13 protein-coding genes are annotated in these 16,547 nt (G+C 71.6%); 12 read left to right on the top strand and 1 reads right to left on the bottom strand.

Annotation, left to right across the window (positions count from 1 at the left end; all coding sequences use genetic code 11):
• Window positions 1–164: 164 nt before the first annotated feature.
• The 8 genes from DDQ41_RS20390 to DDQ41_RS20425 all read left to right on the top strand — a co-directional run bounded on the left by DDQ41_RS20390 (window position 165) and on the right by DDQ41_RS20425 (window position 9,570).
• A complete protein-coding gene (locus DDQ41_RS20390) occupies window positions 165–1,835 on the top strand; it encodes an ABC transporter substrate-binding protein (RefSeq protein ID WP_109295776.1) in 1,671 nt (556 codons plus the stop codon).
• A gap of 111 nt (window positions 1,836–1,946) precedes the next feature.
• Complete coding sequence (locus tag DDQ41_RS20395; RefSeq protein WP_109297843.1) at window positions 1,947–2,951, top strand: ABC transporter permease; 1,005 nt, start codon at window positions 1,947–1,949, stop codon at window positions 2,949–2,951.
• Window positions 2,951–3,913, top strand: a complete 963-nt coding sequence (locus DDQ41_RS20400; protein WP_109295777.1) for an ABC transporter permease — start codon at window positions 2,951–2,953, stop codon at window positions 3,911–3,913. Before DDQ41_RS20395 ends, DDQ41_RS20400 begins: the two co-directional genes overlap by 1 nt.
• 262 nt (window positions 3,914–4,175) lie before the next feature.
• Window positions 4,176–5,105 carry an ABC transporter ATP-binding protein gene (locus tag DDQ41_RS20405; RefSeq protein WP_394342190.1) on the top strand — a complete coding sequence of 310 codons (930 nt, stop codon included), beginning with the start codon at window positions 4,176–4,178 and terminating at the stop codon, window positions 5,103–5,105.
• Window positions 5,102–6,370, top strand: a complete 1,269-nt coding sequence (locus tag DDQ41_RS20410) for an ABC transporter ATP-binding protein (RefSeq protein WP_262508517.1) — start codon at window positions 5,102–5,104, stop codon at window positions 6,368–6,370. The genes DDQ41_RS20405 and DDQ41_RS20410 overlap by 4 nt, the downstream gene beginning before the upstream one ends.
• A gap of 220 nt (window positions 6,371–6,590) precedes the next feature.
• The gene (locus tag DDQ41_RS20415) at window positions 6,591–7,277 is read left to right on the top strand and encodes a trimeric intracellular cation channel family protein (protein WP_109295779.1); all 687 of its coding nucleotides are present in this window, start codon (window positions 6,591–6,593) and stop codon (window positions 7,275–7,277) included.
• 25 nt (window positions 7,278–7,302) lie between these two features.
• Window positions 7,303–8,166, top strand: a complete 864-nt coding sequence (locus DDQ41_RS20420) for a thioesterase family protein (protein ID WP_174720302.1) — start codon at window positions 7,303–7,305, stop codon at window positions 8,164–8,166.
• A 240-nt stretch (window positions 8,167–8,406) separates the two neighbouring features.
• The gene (locus DDQ41_RS20425) at window positions 8,407–9,570 is read left to right on the top strand and encodes a cysteine desulfurase family protein (RefSeq protein WP_109295781.1); all 1,164 of its coding nucleotides are present in this window, start codon (window positions 8,407–8,409) and stop codon (window positions 9,568–9,570) included.
• An 816-nt stretch (window positions 9,571–10,386) separates the two neighbouring features.
• Here DDQ41_RS20425 and DDQ41_RS20430 read toward each other — a convergent pair.
• Window positions 10,387–11,058: an N-acetylmuramoyl-L-alanine amidase gene (locus tag DDQ41_RS20430; RefSeq protein WP_109295782.1), complete on the bottom strand. Its 672-nt coding sequence runs from the start codon at window positions 11,056–11,058 to the stop codon at window positions 10,387–10,389.
• An 83-nt stretch (window positions 11,059–11,141) separates the two neighbouring features.
• Between DDQ41_RS20430 and mnmA the strand changes: the two genes are divergently transcribed.
• The 4 genes from mnmA (at window position 11,142) to ligA (ending at window position 16,351) form a co-directional block, all read left to right on the top strand.
• Entirely contained in the window at window positions 11,142–12,269 is a 1,128-nt protein-coding gene (gene mnmA / locus DDQ41_RS20435) for a tRNA 2-thiouridine(34) synthase MnmA (protein WP_109295783.1), read from the top strand.
• A 172-nt stretch (window positions 12,270–12,441) separates the two neighbouring features.
• Entirely contained in the window at window positions 12,442–13,140 is a 699-nt protein-coding gene (locus DDQ41_RS20440) for an SDR family oxidoreductase (protein WP_109295784.1), read from the top strand.
• The gene (locus tag DDQ41_RS20445) at window positions 13,137–14,132 is read left to right on the top strand and encodes a methionine synthase (RefSeq protein ID WP_109295785.1); all 996 of its coding nucleotides are present in this window, start codon (window positions 13,137–13,139) and stop codon (window positions 14,130–14,132) included. Before DDQ41_RS20440 ends, DDQ41_RS20445 begins: the two co-directional genes overlap by 4 nt.
• On the top strand, window positions 14,132–16,351 hold the full coding sequence (ligA, locus tag DDQ41_RS20450; RefSeq protein ID WP_435863955.1) for an NAD-dependent DNA ligase LigA: 2,220 nt from the start codon (window positions 14,132–14,134) through the stop codon (window positions 16,349–16,351). The genes DDQ41_RS20445 and ligA overlap by 1 nt, the downstream gene beginning before the upstream one ends.
• Window positions 16,352–16,547: the final 196 nt, after the last annotated feature.

Raw genomic sequence — 16,547 nt, forward strand, 5'->3', positions numbered from 1 at the left:
AAAGCCGACGGGAGGAGGTCCGATGTCCCGGATCGCGCCGTTTCGGCGACTGTCCGGGTCTCGACTGTGCATCACCGCTATGCGGACTGTTCTCCCGTTCGGGACTCGTCTGTAGTGTTCGGCCGGTCAAGACCTCCTCCACAGGCGGATTCCAGGGGTGGACCATGCCAGCATTCAAGTCCAGAGCCGTCAAAGTGATCACAGCGGCCGTAGCGGTCGGCCTCGTCGCGACCGGCTGTGCGAGTGAGCGCGACAAGGACGGTGACAAGGGTGGCGACAAGGACACCTTCGTCTTCGGCGCACCGGGTGACCCGGGCTCCCTGGACCCGGCGCTCGCCAGCGACGGCGAGACCTTCCGCGTCACCCGCCAGGCCTTCGAGGCGCTGCTGGAGCACGAGTCCGGTGGCAGCGAACTGGTCGGAGGCCTCGCGGAGAAGTGGTCCAGCAATCCCGAGGGTACGGTCTGGACGTTCAACCTGCGCCAGGGCGTGAAGTTCCACGACGGTGAGGCGTTCAACGCGGCCGCGGTGTGCGCCAACTACGAGCACTGGTTCAACTGGAAGGGCACCTACCAGTCGAGCGCGGTCTCCTACTACTGGCAGACCATCATGGGCGGCTTCAAGGCGAACGAGGACAAGGAGACGCCGAAGGCGAACTACAAGTCCTGCACCGCCAAGGACGAGAACACCGCGGTCATCGAGGTCAACGAGCCCTCCGCCAACCTGCCCGGCGGCTTCTCGCTGCAGGCGCTCGCGATCCACTCGCCGAAGTCGCTGGAGGAGTACGCGAAGCAGGACGCGACCGCCAAGGGCGACGCCATCACCTACCCCGAGTACAGCCAGGTGGCCGGTACGGTCGCCGGCACCGGCCCGTACCGGATCATGAAATGGAACAAGGGCAACAAGGAAGTCTCCCTGGAGCGCTTCGACGACTACTGGGGTGACAAGGCCAAGGTGAAGAACCTGGTCTTCCGCACCATCGACACCGAGGAGGGCCGCCGCCAGGCGCTCCAGGCCGGTGACATCGACGGCTACGACCTGGTCGCGCCCGCCGACATCAAGACGCTGGAGGGGGCCGGCTTCAACGTGCCGACCCGTGACGTCTTCAACCTCTTCTACCTCGGTATGTCCCAGGAGAAGAACCCGGCGCTGAAGAAGCCGGCCGTGCGCCAGGCCATCGCGCACGCCATCGACCGCGAGAACCTGGTCAAGACCCAGCTGCCCGAGGGCGGCAAGGTCGCGACGCAGTTCATGCCCGACACGGTCGCCGGCCACTCGGACAAGGTGAAGCAGTACCCCTTCGACACGGCCAAGGCCAAGTCGCTGCTGGCCGGCGCCAAGGAAGAGGACCTCTCCCTCGACTTCTGCTACCCGACCGAGGTCACCCGCCCGTACATGCCCGCCCCGCAGGACCTCTTCGAGCTGATGAAGGCCGATCTGGAGAGGGCCGGCATCAAGCTCACCCCGAAGCCGATGAAGTGGGCCCCGGACTACCTGGACGCCACCGAGGCCGGCTCCTGCTCCCTGCACATGCTGGGCTGGACCGGTGACTTCAACGACGGCTACAACTTCATCGGCACCTGGTTCGCCGGGTACGACAAGCAGTGGGGCTTCAAGGACCCGAAGGTCTTCGCCGCGGTGAAGGCCGGTTCCGTCGAGGCCGACCCGGCCAAGCGCACGGAGCTGTACAAGAAGGCCAACGAGGCCATCATGGAGTACCTGCCGGGCGTGCCGCTGTCCTCCTCGCCGCCGGCCATCGCCTTCGGCAAGAACGTCAACCCGCCGAACGTCTCCCCGCTGACGCAGGAGAACTTCGCCGAGGTCTCCTTCAAGTAGCACACCGCACCAGGTCCGCCCGGTCACGGAGCACCCGTGGCCGGGCGGACCCGCATCCGAATCCCGTACCACTCGTATTCGTACAACACACGCAAGAAAGGGGCACGCGGGGTGTTGCGACTCGTCGTACGACGACTGCTACAGCTGATACCCACCCTGCTCGGCCTGTCGGTTCTGCTCTTCCTCTGGCTGAACCGGCTGCCCGGCGGACCCGCCTCAGCGATCCTGGGCGAGCGGGCGACCGAAGCCGAAGTGGCGCGCATCAACCGGGCGCTCGGACTCGACCAGCCGCTGCACGTCCAGTACGGACGCTTCCTGAAGCGCATCTTCGAACTCGACCTCGGCACCTCCACCCAGACGGGGCAGCCGGTGTGGGACGAGTTCGTCCTCCGGTTCCCCGCCACGGTCGAACTGAGCCTCGCCGCCATACTGATCGCCGTGGCGGTCGGGATTCCGCTCGGCTATCTGGCGGCCCGCAGGCGCGGCGGCTGGCTCGACGTGGCCGCGGTCTCCGGATCACTCGTCGGGATCTGCATCCCGGTCTTCTTCCTCGCCCTGCTCCTCAAGGGCGTCTTCGCCGTCAACCTCGGCCTCTTCCCCACCTTCGGCCGTCTGACCACCGGACTCGACGCCACCAGCGTCACCGGCTTCGCCGTCTTCGACGGAATCCTCACCGGTGAGTTCGACGCCTCGTGGGACGCGATCATGCACCTGGTGCTGCCCGCACTCGCCCTGTCCTCCATCCCGCTCGCCGTCATCGTGCGCATGACCCGCGCCAGCGTGCTGGAGGTCCTCGGCGAGGACTACGTCCGCACCGCCGAGTCCAAGGGACTGGAGCGGAGGACCGTCCGGGGCCGCCACATCCTGCGCAACGCGCTGCTGCCCGTGGTCACCGCGGTCGGCCTGCTCACCGGAAGCCTGCTGTCGGGGGCGGTGCTCACCGAGTCGGTCTTCTCCTTCGGCGGCATCGGGTCCTTCATCCGGACGGCGATCGACGCCCGTGACTACCCCGTGCTCGTGGGCTTCATCATGTTCATCGCGATGGTGTACGTCCTGATCAACCTGCTGGTGGATCTCGCGTACAGCGTCATCGATCCGAGGGTGCGGGTGCACTGATGAGCCTGGCTACCACCAAGACATCGAAGATCGACCGCCTCGCCGAACTCACCGCGAAGAAGGAGACGTCCAGCGGCGCCAGCCTCTGGCGGGAGGCCTTCCGCCGGCTGCGCGGCAGCAAGATGGCGATCATCGGCGCGGTCGTCATCGCCGCGTTCGTCGTGGTCGCGATCGTGGGCCCCTGGCTCGCCCCGTACGCCCCGACGGCGCAGACCTGGCGCGGCGAGGTCTTCCCCAACCAGGGCAGGTTCGTCGGCGCCCGCGGCGGGAACTGGTTCGGCCTGGACCACCTGGGCCGCGACATGTTCTCCCGCATGCTCGTCGGAGCCCGGCAGACACTGCTGGTCGGTGTGGTGTCGATGCTCATCGGCCTGGTCCTCGGGGCCCTGGTGGGCGCGGTCTCCGGCGCGGCGGCCACCCTGGGCGGACGCGCGGGCCGGCGCCTCGACGACGTCGTCATGCGGATCACCGACATCATGCTGGCGCTGCCGTCGCTGCTGCTCGCCGTCTCCGTCGCCGCGGTGCTGGGGCAGTCGCTGACCACGGTGATGATCGCCGTCGGTGTGGTGCAGATCCCCATCTTCGCCCGGCTGCTGCGCGGTTCGATGCTCGCCCAGGGAGGCAAGGACTATGTGCTCGCCGCCCGCTCCCTCGGGATCCGCAAGCGGCGCATCGTACTCACCCAGATCATGCCCAACTCGCTGAGCCCGGTGATCGTCCAGGCCACCCTCAGCCTCGCCACCGCCATCATCGAGGCCGCGGCACTGTCCTACCTCGGTCTCGGCAATCCCGACCCGGCCGTCCCGGAGTGGGGGGTCATGCTCTCGCAGGCGCAGCGCTTCTTCGACAACGCGCCGATGATGTCGATGTACCCGGCGGTCGCCATCATCATCACCGCCCTGGGCTTCACCCTGCTCGGCGAGGCCATGCGCGAAGCCCTCGACCCGAAGCTGCGAGGTTGATGTCATGCCACTGCTCGATGTGGACGAACTCACCGTCACCTTCGGCGGCCGCGACCGCGGTCGTGGCCGTGGCCGTGGTCCCAAGCCCGTCACGGCCGCCGGGCCCGCCGGGCCTGCCGGGCCCGTGAAGGCCGCCGAGCCTGCCGAGGCCGTCAAACCCGTCAAGCCCGACGGGACAGCCGAGGACAAGTCCGTCAAGCCCACCGAACCCGCCGGGGCAGCCGAGGGCAAGTCCGTCAGGGCCCCCGGGGACAACACCGTCATGGCCGTCAACGGAGTCTCCTTCTCCGTGGACGAGGGCCAGATCGTCGGACTCGTCGGCGAGTCGGGCTGCGGAAAGTCCGTCACCTCGCTCGCCCTGATGGGACTGCTCCCGCGCAAGGGCGTGGCCCTCGGCGGACGGGCGGACTTCGAAGGCACCGACCTGCTGGCGATGAGCCCCGGCAAGATCAGGGACCTGCGCGGCAGCAAGCTGGCGATGATCTTCCAGGACCCGCTGTCCTCCCTGAACCCCGTCGTCCCGATCGGCGTCCAGGTGACCGAGATCCTCAAGCGCCACCGCGGTATGAAGGGCGAGGCAGCCCGCAAGGAGGCCGTGCACCTGCTGGACCGGGTCGGCATCCCCGATCCGGACCGGCGTCTGAGGGAGTATCCGCACCAGCTCTCCGGCGGAATGCGGCAGCGGGCGCTGATCGCCATGGCCGTGGCCTGCGCGCCGCGCCTGCTCATCGCCGACGAGCCGACCACCGCGCTGGACGTCACCATCCAGGCGCAGATACTCGAACTGCTCAAGGAACTGGTCGACCAGGAGGGCACCGCCCTGCTGATGATCACCCATGACCTGGGGGTCGTCGCCGGGCTCTGCGACCAGGTCAACGTGCTGTACGCGGGCAAGGTCGTGGAGTCCTCCGGGCGGCGGGAGCTGTTCGCGTACCCGACCCACCCCTACACCCACGGCCTGCTCGGTTCCATCCCGAGGCTCGACGCGCCGCGCGGCGAGCCGCTCAACCCCGTTCGCGGGTCCATCAACGACCAGATCGCCTGGGCCGACGGCTGCGCCTTCGCGCCCCGCTGCGACCGCTACGAGATGGGCTGCCTGACCGGTACGCCCGAACTGACCGAACCCCGCGAGGCCGGGCACCAGGCCCGCTGCGTCAACCCGGTCCCGGCCACGACGGAGGTCCCGGCATGAGCCTGCTCGAACTCGACGGAGTGAAGGTCCACTTCCCCGTCAGGAAGGGCGTCCTCTTCGACCGCACGGTCGGGCACGTCTACTCCGTGGACGGCATCTCGCTGTCCGTCGAGGCCGGCCAGACCTACGGGCTCGTCGGCGAGTCCGGCTGCGGCAAGACCACGCTCGGACGGGCGGTGCTGCGGCTGGTCGACGTGACGGACGGCCGGGTCGTCCTCGACGGCACGGACGTGGCACAGCTCCCCGAGAAGGAGATGCGGTCGTTCCGCAGGCGGCTCCAGATGGTCTTCCAGGACCCCCTGGGCAGCCTCAACCCCCGGCAGAACATCGAGTCCATCCTGTCCGAGGGCATGGCCGCGCACGGCATCGGCGCGAACCGCGAGGAGCGCCGCGAGAAGATCAAGGAGATCCTGGCGAGGGTGGGCCTTCCCGGGAACGCCCTGTCCCGCTACCCGCACGAGTTCTCCGGCGGCCAGCGCCAGCGCATCGGCATCGCGCGGGCGCTGGTGCTCGAACCGGACCTGATCATCTGCGACGAGCCGGTCTCGGCGCTGGACGTCTCCATCCAGGCGCAGGTCGTCAACCTGCTGGAGGAACTCCAGAAGTCCATGGGGCTGACGTATCTCGTCATCGCCCACGACCTCGCCGTCGTCCGGCACATCTCCGACGTCATCGGGGTCATGTACCTCGGCTCCCTGGTGGAGGAGGCGCCGAGCGACGCGCTGTACGAGGAGCCCAGGCACCCGTACACCAGGGCCCTGATGTCGGCGGTGCCGGTGCCGGACCCGGAGGTGGAGGACCGCCGCGAGCGCATTCTGCTGCTCGGTGACCTGCCGTCGCCCGCGAACCCGCCCGCGGGCTGCCGCTTCCACACGCGCTGCCCGTGGAAGCAGGACACCCGGTGCGCCACCGAGCGCCCGGAGCTGCGGGACCTGGGCGGCGGTCACCGGGTGGCCTGCCACTTCGCCGCGGAGATCGCGTCGGGTGAGATCGCCCGCACCTCGGGGGAGGTCGTCCCGGCCGTCCGCGGGGGCGCGGAGGTGCCCGCGGTCGTAGAGGTGCCCGAGGCGGTCGAGGCGGTCGAGGCGGTCGAGGCGCCTGAGGCCGCCGAGGTGCCCGGGGCCGTCGACGTGGACGAGAGCCCGGAGACTCCGGAGGCCTCCGAGACCCCGGAGGCCTCCCAGACCCCCGGGGCTTCCGGCGGCGGGGCGGAGAAGCACGCGACGTCCGGGGAGAAGGCATCGGAGGCCCCCACGGGTACATAGCGGTACGCCTGCCGGGACGCGGGCCGCCGGTCCGTGTCCCGGCCGGTCTCCCCGTTCCGGGCCGTGGCCCGAGTCCCCACCCGCGCTCGACCCGGCCCCGTGTCCGGCTCCCGTCCGTGCGGTCCTGCCCGTGCGGTCCTGCCCGTACGGTCCCGTCCCGGACCGGGAACCCGGACGGGGCCCGAGCGGGTTCCCGGTCCGCAGGCGGCACAATTGGCCGGTGCTCCAGGAACTGTTCACCCCCTCCGTCCAACACGCTCTCGACCTCGCCGGCATCTTCGTCTTCGCCATCTCCGGCGCCCTGCTCGCCGTGCGGAAGAACTTCGACGTCTTCGGCATCGCGGTGCTGGCCGAGGTCACCGGGCTGGGCGGCGGGCTGTTCCGCGACCTGGTCATCGGCGCCGTCCCGCCCGCCGCGTTCACGGACCTCGGCTACTTCGTGATGCCGCTGGTGGCGGCGGTGCTGGTCTTCTTCCTCCATCCCGAGGTCGAGCGGATCCAGGGCTCGGTCAACGTCTTCGACGCCGCCGGTCTGGGGCTGTTCGCGGTCACCGGCACGACCAAGGCGCACGAGTACGGCCTCGGCCTGACCGCCTCCGCGACGCTCGGGCTCGCCACGGCGGTCGGCGGGGGTGTGCTGCGTGACGTCCTCGCGAACGAGGTGCCGTCGCTGCTGCGCTGGGACCGCGACCTGTACGCCGTTCCCGCGATCGTCGGTGCCACCATGGTCGTACTGTTCATCCGCTTCGACGTACTCAACGGACTGACCAGCGGAATCGCCGCACTGACCGCCTTCTTGGTGCGCCTGCTCGCGATGCGGTTCCACTGGCGGGCGCCGCGCGCCTGGAACCGCCGGTCCGCCGCGAGCGAGCCGGGGAACGAGGGCTTCGGCAAAGCTACCGCTTAGTAATTATGTGTTGTACGATTTGGCCATGGCACAGGTGGCACAGGCAACCATCGGTAACAGCGAGTTCGACCGCGACACCGCTGTCACCCTCCGCGATCCCGGCGTACCCGGCGTCTACGACGCGGAACTCTCCGCGGGCTGGACGATCATCACCGCGGTCAACGGAGGCTATCTGCTGGCGTTGCTCGGGCGCGCCCTCGGGGACGCCCTTCCGCATCCGGACCCGTTCACGGTCTCGGCGTACTACCTCACTCCCTCCACGCCCGGCCCGGCGGTGATCCGTACCGAGGCGATCCGTACCGGCCGCACCCTCTCCACCGGCCAGGCCTCCCTCTTCCAGTACGCGGAGGACGGCACCGAGGTGGAGCGCATCCGCGTCCTCGCCACCTACGGCGACCTGGACGGACTGCCCGGCGACGTCCGGACGGCCGCCCTGCCCCCGGCCGTCCCGGCCTACCAGGACTGCCTCGGCCCGTCCGACGGTCCGGCGCCCGCGATCCCGGGCTCCTCCGCCATCACCGACCGGCTGAACATCAAGCTCGACCCCGCGACCGTCGGCTGGGCGGTCGGAGCCCCCTCCGGCAAGGGCGAGGTCCGGGGCTGGTTCGGACTCGCCGACGGCCGCGACGCCGACCCGCTCTCCCTGCTGCTCACCGTCGACGCACTCCCACCGACCGCGTTCGACCTGGGGCTGAAGGGCTGGACGCCGACCGTCGAACTCACCGCCCACATCCGCTGCCGTCCGGCGCCGGGTCTGCTGCGCGTCTCCATCACGACCCGCAATCTCGCGGGCGGCTTCCTGGAGGAGGACGCCGAGGTCTGGGACAGTGCGGGCCGTCTCGTCGCACAGTCCCGCCAGTTGGCGAAGGCACCGCTCCCGCGCGGCTGATCCGCCGGCTCGCGGACTGGTCCGCCGGCGCCCGCGGGCTGGTCCGCCGGCTCGCGGGCTGATCGTCGGCCGGGAGCCGGTCGGAGGCCGACACCCGCTCGTCGCGGGCGACGGCGCGGTCGTCGTCCGCGGTCCGGTCCACCGGCCTGCTCGGCCCCGTCGCCGAAGCCGGGTTCCGGCACCTGCCCGGCCCCCGGGGCGGAAGCCGGGCTCCGGACGGCTCGTAGAATCGTCTCCACCATGGCCTACCTCGACCACGCCGCGACCACTCCGATGCTTCCGGAGGCGGTCGAGGCGATGACCGCCCAGCTCGCCGTCACCGGCAACGCCTCGTCGTTGCACGCAGCGGGCCGCAGGGCCCGCCGTACCGTCGAGGAGGCCCGCGAGACCCTCGCCGAGGCGCTCGGGGCGCGCCCCAGCGAGGTCGTCCTCACCTCCGGCGGCACCGAGGCGGACAACCTCGCCGTCAAGGGCCTCTACTGGGCCCGGCGAGCCGCCGACCCGCGCCGCACCCGCGTACTCGCCAGCCCCGTCGAACACCATGCCGTCCTCGACGCCGTGCACTGGCTCGCCGAGCACGAGGGAGCGAACGTCGAGTACCTGCCCGTCGACGCCCTCGGCCGGGTGCACCCGGAGTCGTTGCGGGAGGCCCTCGCGAGGGACCCCTCCGACGTGGCGCTGGCCTCCGTGATGTGGGCCAACAACGAGATCGGCACGGTCATGCCAGTCCGCGAACTCGCCGGTGTCGCGGCCGAGTTCGGTGTCCCGCTGCACTCCGACGCGGTCCAGGCCTTCGGGCAGCTCGACGTCGGCTTCGCCGCGTCCGGGCTGGCCGCCATGACCGTCAGCAGCCACAAGATCGGCGGCCCGTACGGCGTCGGCGCGCTGCTGCTGGGCCGAGAGCACACCCCGGTGCCCGTGCTGCACGGCGGCGGCCAGGAACGCCATGTGCGTTCCGGGACGCTGGACGTGCCGGCCGTGGCGGCCTTCGCCGTGGCCGCCCGGACCGCCGCCGAGCGCCGTGAGGACTTCGCCCGCGACATCGGCGCCCTGCGCGACCGGCTCGTCGGCGCCGTCCTCGACGCCGTGCCCGACGCGATCCTCGGCGGAGACCCGGAGGGCCGGCTCCCCGCCAACGCACACTTCGCGTTCCCCGGCTGCGAGGGCGACTCGCTGCTGCTGCTCCTGGACGCGCAGGGCATCGAGTGCTCCACCGGCTCGGCCTGCACGGCGGGTGTCGCCCAGCCCAGCCATGTCCTCCTCGCCACCGGCACCGCCCCGGACCTGGCCCGCGGCACGCTCCGCTTCAGCCTCGGCCACACGTCCACCGAGGAGGACGTCCAGGCCGTCGCCGAGGCGATCGGGCCCGCCGTGGAGCGGGCTCGCGCCGCGGGCCTCAGCTAGCGCCGCGGGCCTCAGCTAGGCCCGTCCTCCGCACGTAACTCGGACGAGTGAAGATCGAATGCACCACTCGCCCAGCTATGGGCTGGTTTCACCCTCCGGCATGGCGTCCACATCGGGAGATATCGTCCTCGCCGCCAGCCGGCAATCGACCTCTTCCCCCATGTGCGGAGAATGGGGCTAAGGCGGGGTCCGCCCCGTCGCGCCGCCCGGCAGGCCCGGATCGCCCGCACGGCCGGAACGCCCGGCACGGCCGGACTCCGGATCGCCCGGCACGCCCGGAGCCCGGATCGCCCGGTGTGGCCGATCGCCGCTCCGCCGGATTGACCGAGTAGCCCCACGACGAGGCCGGCCCGGTGTCCTACGACGCACCGGACCACCGGACCGCACCGGACCACCGGACCGCACCGAGCCACCGGACTGGACCGGACCACCGGCCCGGACCGGACCACCGAACTTGACCGGGCCACCGGACCGGACCGCACCGAGCCAACGGACCGGACCACCGCACCGGACCGCACCGAGCCAACGGACCGGACCACCGCACCGGACCGCACCGAGCCACCGGACTGGACCGCACCGGACCACCGCACCGCACCGGTCGCCGAGGCCGCACCGCACCCCAATGGCCGCCGCGGCCGGACCGCACCGCACCGGTCGCCGCGCCGCTCCCCGGCGGCCACAGCCTGCGCCCGTCGCGGCGCCGGAGCGCGCTGTCCGGGGCCTCAGCCGGGGTCCGTCGTCCCGGGCCTCAAGTCAGCGCCCGTCGCCCCGTCGCCCCGTGGCAGCGGTGGGGCCCGCCGCCCCGGGACGGAACGGCTAGAGCGGCGTCGCGGCGGGCGACGGCCCGGCCGCCGCCCGCCGCACCATCGGTATGTACCGGTCCCAGTCCCAGTGCGGGCCGGGGTCGGTGTGGTCGGTCCCGGGCACCTCGACATGGCCGATGATGTGCTCCCGGTCGACCGGGATCCCGTACCGCGCGCAGATGCCGGCCGTCAGCCGGGCCGACGAGGCGTACATCTCGTCGGTGAAGTCCTCGGGACGGTCGACGAAGCCCTCGTGCTCGATGCCGATGCTCCGCTGGTTGATGTCCCGGTTCCCGGCGTGGAAGGCGACGTCGAGTTCGCGGATCATCTGCGCGACCCGCCCGTCCCCGCCCACCACGTAGTGCGTGGCGGCGCCGTGGCCGGGGTCCTGGAACACCTTCAGCGCCGTGCGGTAGCTGCCCTGGACGACATGGATCACCACCCGGTCGATCGTGTAGTCGTCGGGCCGGTCGGCCCGCCGCCAGTTCGCCGAGGAGGCCGCCGTCCACACCGCGCCCGCGTGGTCCAGCTCACCCTCGACCCGGGGCTTCTCCATGCCGGGCACCCGCCACCACAGCCGCCTCAGCTCGTCCTGGGCCACCACACCCGCACCCACGAGCGCCGCCGCGCCGCCGATCAGCGCGGCCCGCCTGCCGACGCCGCGCTCTGCCTTCCTGCCGCCCATGCCACCCCTCTCCGCACCCCGTCACCTCCCGAACGCCTACTCGCGGGCTTTCGGTTCCCGGCGCCCCGTACCCTGATAGGGCTATGACTGACACACGCCAGCGCCCCCTCCGCGTCCTCGCCGCCATGTCCGGCGGTGTGGACTCCGCCGTCGCCGCCGCCCGGGCCGCCGAAGCGGGACACGACGTGACCGGGGTGCATCTGGCGCTCTCGGCGAACCCGCAGTCGTTCCGCACCGGCGCGCGCGGCTGCTGCACCGTCGAGGACTCCCGCGACGCCCGCCGCGCCGCGGACGTCATCGGCATCCCCTTCTATGTCTGGGACCTCGCCGAGCGGTTCCGCGAGGACGTGGTCGAGGACTTCGTCGCGGAGTACGAGGCGGGCCGCACCCCCAACCCCTGCCTGCGCTGCAACGAGAAGATCAAGTTCGCGGCGCTGCTCGACAGGGCGCTGGCCCTGGGGTTCGACGCCGTGTGCACCGGCCACTACGCCACCGTCGTCGTGCGCGAGGACGGCCGCCGCGAGCTGCACCGCGCGAGCGACCAGGCCAAGGACCAGTCCTATGTGCTCGGAGTGCTCGACGAGCGGCAGCTCGCCCACGCCGTGTTCCCGCTCGGCGACACCCTCACCACCAAGGACGAGATCCGCGCGGAGGCCGAGCGGCGCGGACTGGCCGTGGCGAGGAAGCCCGACAGCCACGACATCTGCTTCATCGCCGACGGCGACACCCAGGGGTTCCTCGCGAAGCGCCTCGGCAGGGCGGAGGGCGACATCGTCGACGAGTCCGGGACGAGGCTGGGCACCCACGACGGCGCGTACGGCTTCACCATCGGCCAGCGCAAGGGACTGCGCATCGGCCACCCCGCGCCCGACGGCAGGCCGCGCTACGTCCTGGACATCTCACCGGTGGACAACACCGTCACGGTCGGCCCGGCCGAGGCCCTGGAGGTGTCGGCGCTCACCGCGGTGAGGCCCCGCTGGTGCGGCACGGCACCCTCCGGCCCGGGTACGTACACGGCGCAGCTGCGCGCCCACGGCGGCGAGACGGAGGTCTCGGCCGAGCTGGTGGGCGACGAGCTGAGGGTGGCGTTCGCCGAGCCCGTCCGCGGGGTCGCCCCCGGTCAGGCGATCGTGCTGTACGACGGCACCCGCGTGGTCGGCTCGGCGACGATCGCGGCGACGACGCGCCGGCCGGGTACGGTCACGGCCTGAGACCGCACCCGCGCGCCGGACCGAGGCCATCCGGCTCTTCCAGCGCCGCGAATCCGCGACCGCGCCGAGCGCTTCCCGCCCGTGCTCCTCACCGGCCCGGTCCTCTTCGCCGAGGGCACGTCGGCCGCCCTCCTCCACCTCGTGGCGAGCGCGCGGCCGCGGTGATGCGAGCATGGCCGCTATGGCTACACATCTGATCACCGGAGCGGGCTCCGGCATCGGCGCGGCCGTCGCGCGCCGGCTGCACGAGCGCGGCGACGACCTCGTGCTGCTGGCCAGGGACGCCGGCCGCGCCCGGGAGCTGGCCCGGGCCTACCCCGGCTCCCGCACCCTCGTCGGCGACCTCGGCACGCCGGACCGGCTGTCCTGGGCGTTCTCGCACCAGACGCTGCCCGAGCGGGTCGACTCGCTGCTGCACATCGCGGGCGTCGTGGACCTCGGCCGGGTCGCCGACCTCACGCCGAGGACCTGGCGGGCACAGCTCGACGTGAACCTGGTGAGCCCTGCGGAGCTGACCCGGCTGCTGCTGCCCCAGCTGCGGGATTCCCGGGGCGCGGTGGTCTTCGTCAACTCCGGTTCGGGGCTTAACGCCCATGCAGAGTGGGGCGCGTACGCCGCCTCCAAGCACGGCCTCAAGGCGCTGGCCGACGTCCTGCGGCAGGAGGAGAAGGAGCACGGCGTGCGGGTCACCTCGGTGTACCCGGGCCGCACCGCGAGCCCCATGCAGGAGAAGGTGCACCGGCAGGAGGGCAAGGAGTACGACCCGTCGCGGTGGATCGACCCCGAGTCGGTGGCGACGGCGATCCTCACGGCCCTCGACCTGCCGCGCGACGCCGACATCCACGACCTCACCGTCCGGCCTGGGCGGTGAGCGGCGCCGTGTGGGGTCCTGCGACCGGAGTCGGCTCGCTGCCCGGCGGGGACGCGCGCGAGGCCGCGAGGACCGTCACCGGGTCCTTCGGGGACTTCCCCCACCTGCCCGAGCTGCCCGGCCGCGGCCCCGGCGCCGACATGGTCGGCCGGACCGCGGGGCTGCTGGTGGAGCTGTACGCGCGCGTCGAGCCGAGCGGTTGGCGGATCGGTGACCGGCCGGGCCGGGACACCCGGCGGGCCAGGTCCTGGCTCGGTGAGGACCTGGACGCGCTGGAGGAGTTCGCCCAGGGCTACGAGGGCCCGCTCAAGGTCCAGGCCGTCGGGCCGTGGACGCTCGCGGCCGCGCTGGAACTCAGGAACGGCGAGGCGGCCCTCGCCGACCCCGGCGCCTGCCGGGACCTCGCGGGCTCGCTGGCCGAGGGGCTGCGCGGCCATCTCGCCGAGGTGCGGCGCCGGGTGCCGGGTGCGCGTCCCGTGCTGCAACTGGACGAGCCCTCCCTGACGGCGGTGCTGGGCGGCGGGGTGAGGACCGCCAGCGGATACCGGACGCACCGCGCCGTGGACCGGCAGCTCGCCGAGAGCACGCTGCGGGAGGTCGTCGCCACCGCCGGTGTGCCGGTGGCCGTGCACTCCTGTGCTCCTCGGGTGCCGTTCGCCCTGCTGCGCCGGGCGGGCGTCGCCGGGATCTCGTTCGATTTCTCGCTTCTCACCGAGCGTGACGACGAGTCGGTCGGTGAGGCGGTCGAGGGCGGCACGAAGCTCCTGGCGGGGGTCGTGTCCGCCACCGACGGCCCGTTGTCCGACCCTGCTAGTAGCGTCATGGGTGTCAGGACGCTGTGGCGCAGGCTGGGGCTGAATCCGGGGACTCTCGCCGAGTCCGTCGTGATCACCCCGTCGTGCGGGCTCGCGGGCGCTTCACCCGGCTATGCCCGTGCGGCCCTCGCGCACTGCGTCCGGGCGGCGAGATCGCTCGTGGACAACCCTGAGTGATGGACCGAGGGCCGAGGTGGCGGGAGGACGTGACGGTGGCTGTCGAACAGCAGGGGCCGGTGCCGGCGGAGGTGCGGGACGAGCATGCCCGGCTGGCCGAGCAGATCGAGGAGCACCGCTTCCGGTACTACGTGAAGGACCAGCCGGTCGTCAGCGACGCCGAGTTCGACCGGCTGATGCGGTCCCTGGAGGCGCTCGAGGGCAGGTATCCGGAGCTTCGGACGCCCGACTCGCCGACCCAGCGGGTCGCGGTCGCCTACGAGACGGAGTTCACGGCGGTCGAGCACCGCGAGCGGATGCTGTCCCTCGACAACGCCTTCGACGAGGCGGAGCTCGCCGCCTGGGTGGACCGGGTCGCCAAGGAGGTCGGCACGTCCGCGCACCGCTTCCTGTGCGAGCTGAAGGTCGACGGCCTGGCGGTCAACCTCACCTACGAGAAGGGCCGGCTCACCCGGGCCGCGACCAGGGGCGACGGCCGCACCGGCGAGGACATCACCCCCAACGTCCGGACGATCGCGGACATCCCGGTCCGCCTGCGGGGCGACCGGGTCCCCGACCTGGTGGAGATCCGGGGCGAGGTCTACTTCCCCATGGAGGCCTTCGAGGAGCTCAACGCCCGCCGGATCGCGGCCGGTGAGCAGCCCTATGCCAACCCCCGGAACTCGGCGTCGGGTTCGCTGCGGCAGAAGGACCCCAGGGTCACCGCGACCCTGCCGCTGCACATGGTGGTGCACGGGATCGGCGCGCGCGACGGCCTGGAGATCGCCCGGCTCTCGGAGGCGTACGAGCTCCTGCACGAGTGGGGCCTGCCGACGGCCCGGCACTACAGGGTGGTGGACTCCCTGGAGGAGGTGCGGGAGTTCATCGCGTACTACGGCGAGCACCGGCACTCCGTGGAGCACGAGATCGACGGGGTGGTCGTCAAGCTGGACGAGATCCCGCTCCAGGGCCGGCTGGGTTCGACGTCGAGGGCGCCGCGCTGGGCGATCGCCTGGAAGTACCCGCCGGAGGAGGTCAACACCAAGCTGGTGGACATCCGCGTCGGGGTGGGCCGTACCGGCCGGGTGACGCCGTACGCGCAGGTGGAGCCGGTGACGGTCGCGGGATCCGAGGTCGAGTTCGCGACCCTGCACAACCAGGACGTGGTCAAGGCCAAGGGCGTCCTGATCGGCGACACCGTGGTGCTGCGCAAGGCGGGCGACGTCATCCCGGAGATCCTCGGCCCCGTGGTCGACCTGCGGGACGGCGGCGAGCGGGAGTTCGTCATGCCGGCCGAGTGCCCCGAGTGCGGTACGGCCCTGCGGCCGATGAAGGAGGGCGACGTCGATCTGCGCTGCCCCAACGCCCGCAGTTGCCCGGCCCAGTTGCGGGAGCGGCTGTTCTATCTGGTGGGCCGCAAGTCCCTGGACGTGGAGGCGTTCGGCTATGTGGCCGCGGCGGCTCTGACGAAGCCGCTGGAGCCGGCCGAGCCGCCGCTGGCCGACGAGGGCGACCTGTTCGACCTGACGGTCGAGCAGCTGCTGCCCATCAAGGCGTATGTGCTGGACCAGGACAGCGGACTGCCCAAGCGCGACCCCAGGACCGGCGAGGAGAAGGTCGTCACCGTCTTCGCCAACCAGCAGGGTGAGCCCAAGAAGAACACGCTGGCGATGCTGGAGAACCTCGCGGCCGCCAGGGAGCGGCCACTGGCCCGCATCCTCACCGGTCTCTCCATCCGCCATGTGGGGCCGGTGGCCGCCGAGGAGCTGGCCCGCGAGTTCCGTTCGATCGAACGCATCGAACAGGCGTCCCAGGAGGAGCTCGCGGCCGTCGAGGGCGTCGGGCCGACCATCGCCGCCTCGGTGAAGCAGTGGTTCGAGGAGGACTGGCACCGCGAGATCCTCCGCAAGTGGCGGGCCGCAGGCGTCCGGATGGAGGAGGAGGGCTCCGGCGAGGACGAGGGACCGCGCCCGCTCGAGGGACTCACGGTCGTCGTCACCGGCACGCTCGAGAAGCACACCAGGGATGGCGCGAAAGACGCGCTCCAGAGCCGTGGAGCGAAGGTGACGGGTTCCGTCTCGAAGAAGACCTCGTTCGTCGTTGTGGGTGACAACCCTGGATCGAAATACGACAAAGCGGTGCAACTGAAGGTGCCCGTACTGGACGAGGACGGCTTCGCGGTCCTTCTCGAGCAAGGGCCGGACGCGGCCCGCGAGGCGGCCGCACCGATCGGGGAATAGTACGGTCGTGCGAACCGACCCCCCGTCAGGATCACTCGTTCGGCGCATATCAGAGGGATAAGGGTGGCCGGGTCGCATTCGGGCAAGAGCTGTAGAGCGCTGCCCGTCGGAGCCCGCCGCGGCCTACTGTTGGGGTATGCGCCTGTTGTGCACGGCCGCGTGGTGAGGTTTCGGCCGTGGTCGCACGACACGGAAG

The organism is Streptomyces spongiicola (assembly GCF_003122365.1).
In the GTDB taxonomy this organism is placed as follows: Bacteria; Actinomycetota; Actinomycetes; order Streptomycetales; family Streptomycetaceae; genus Streptomyces; species Streptomyces spongiicola.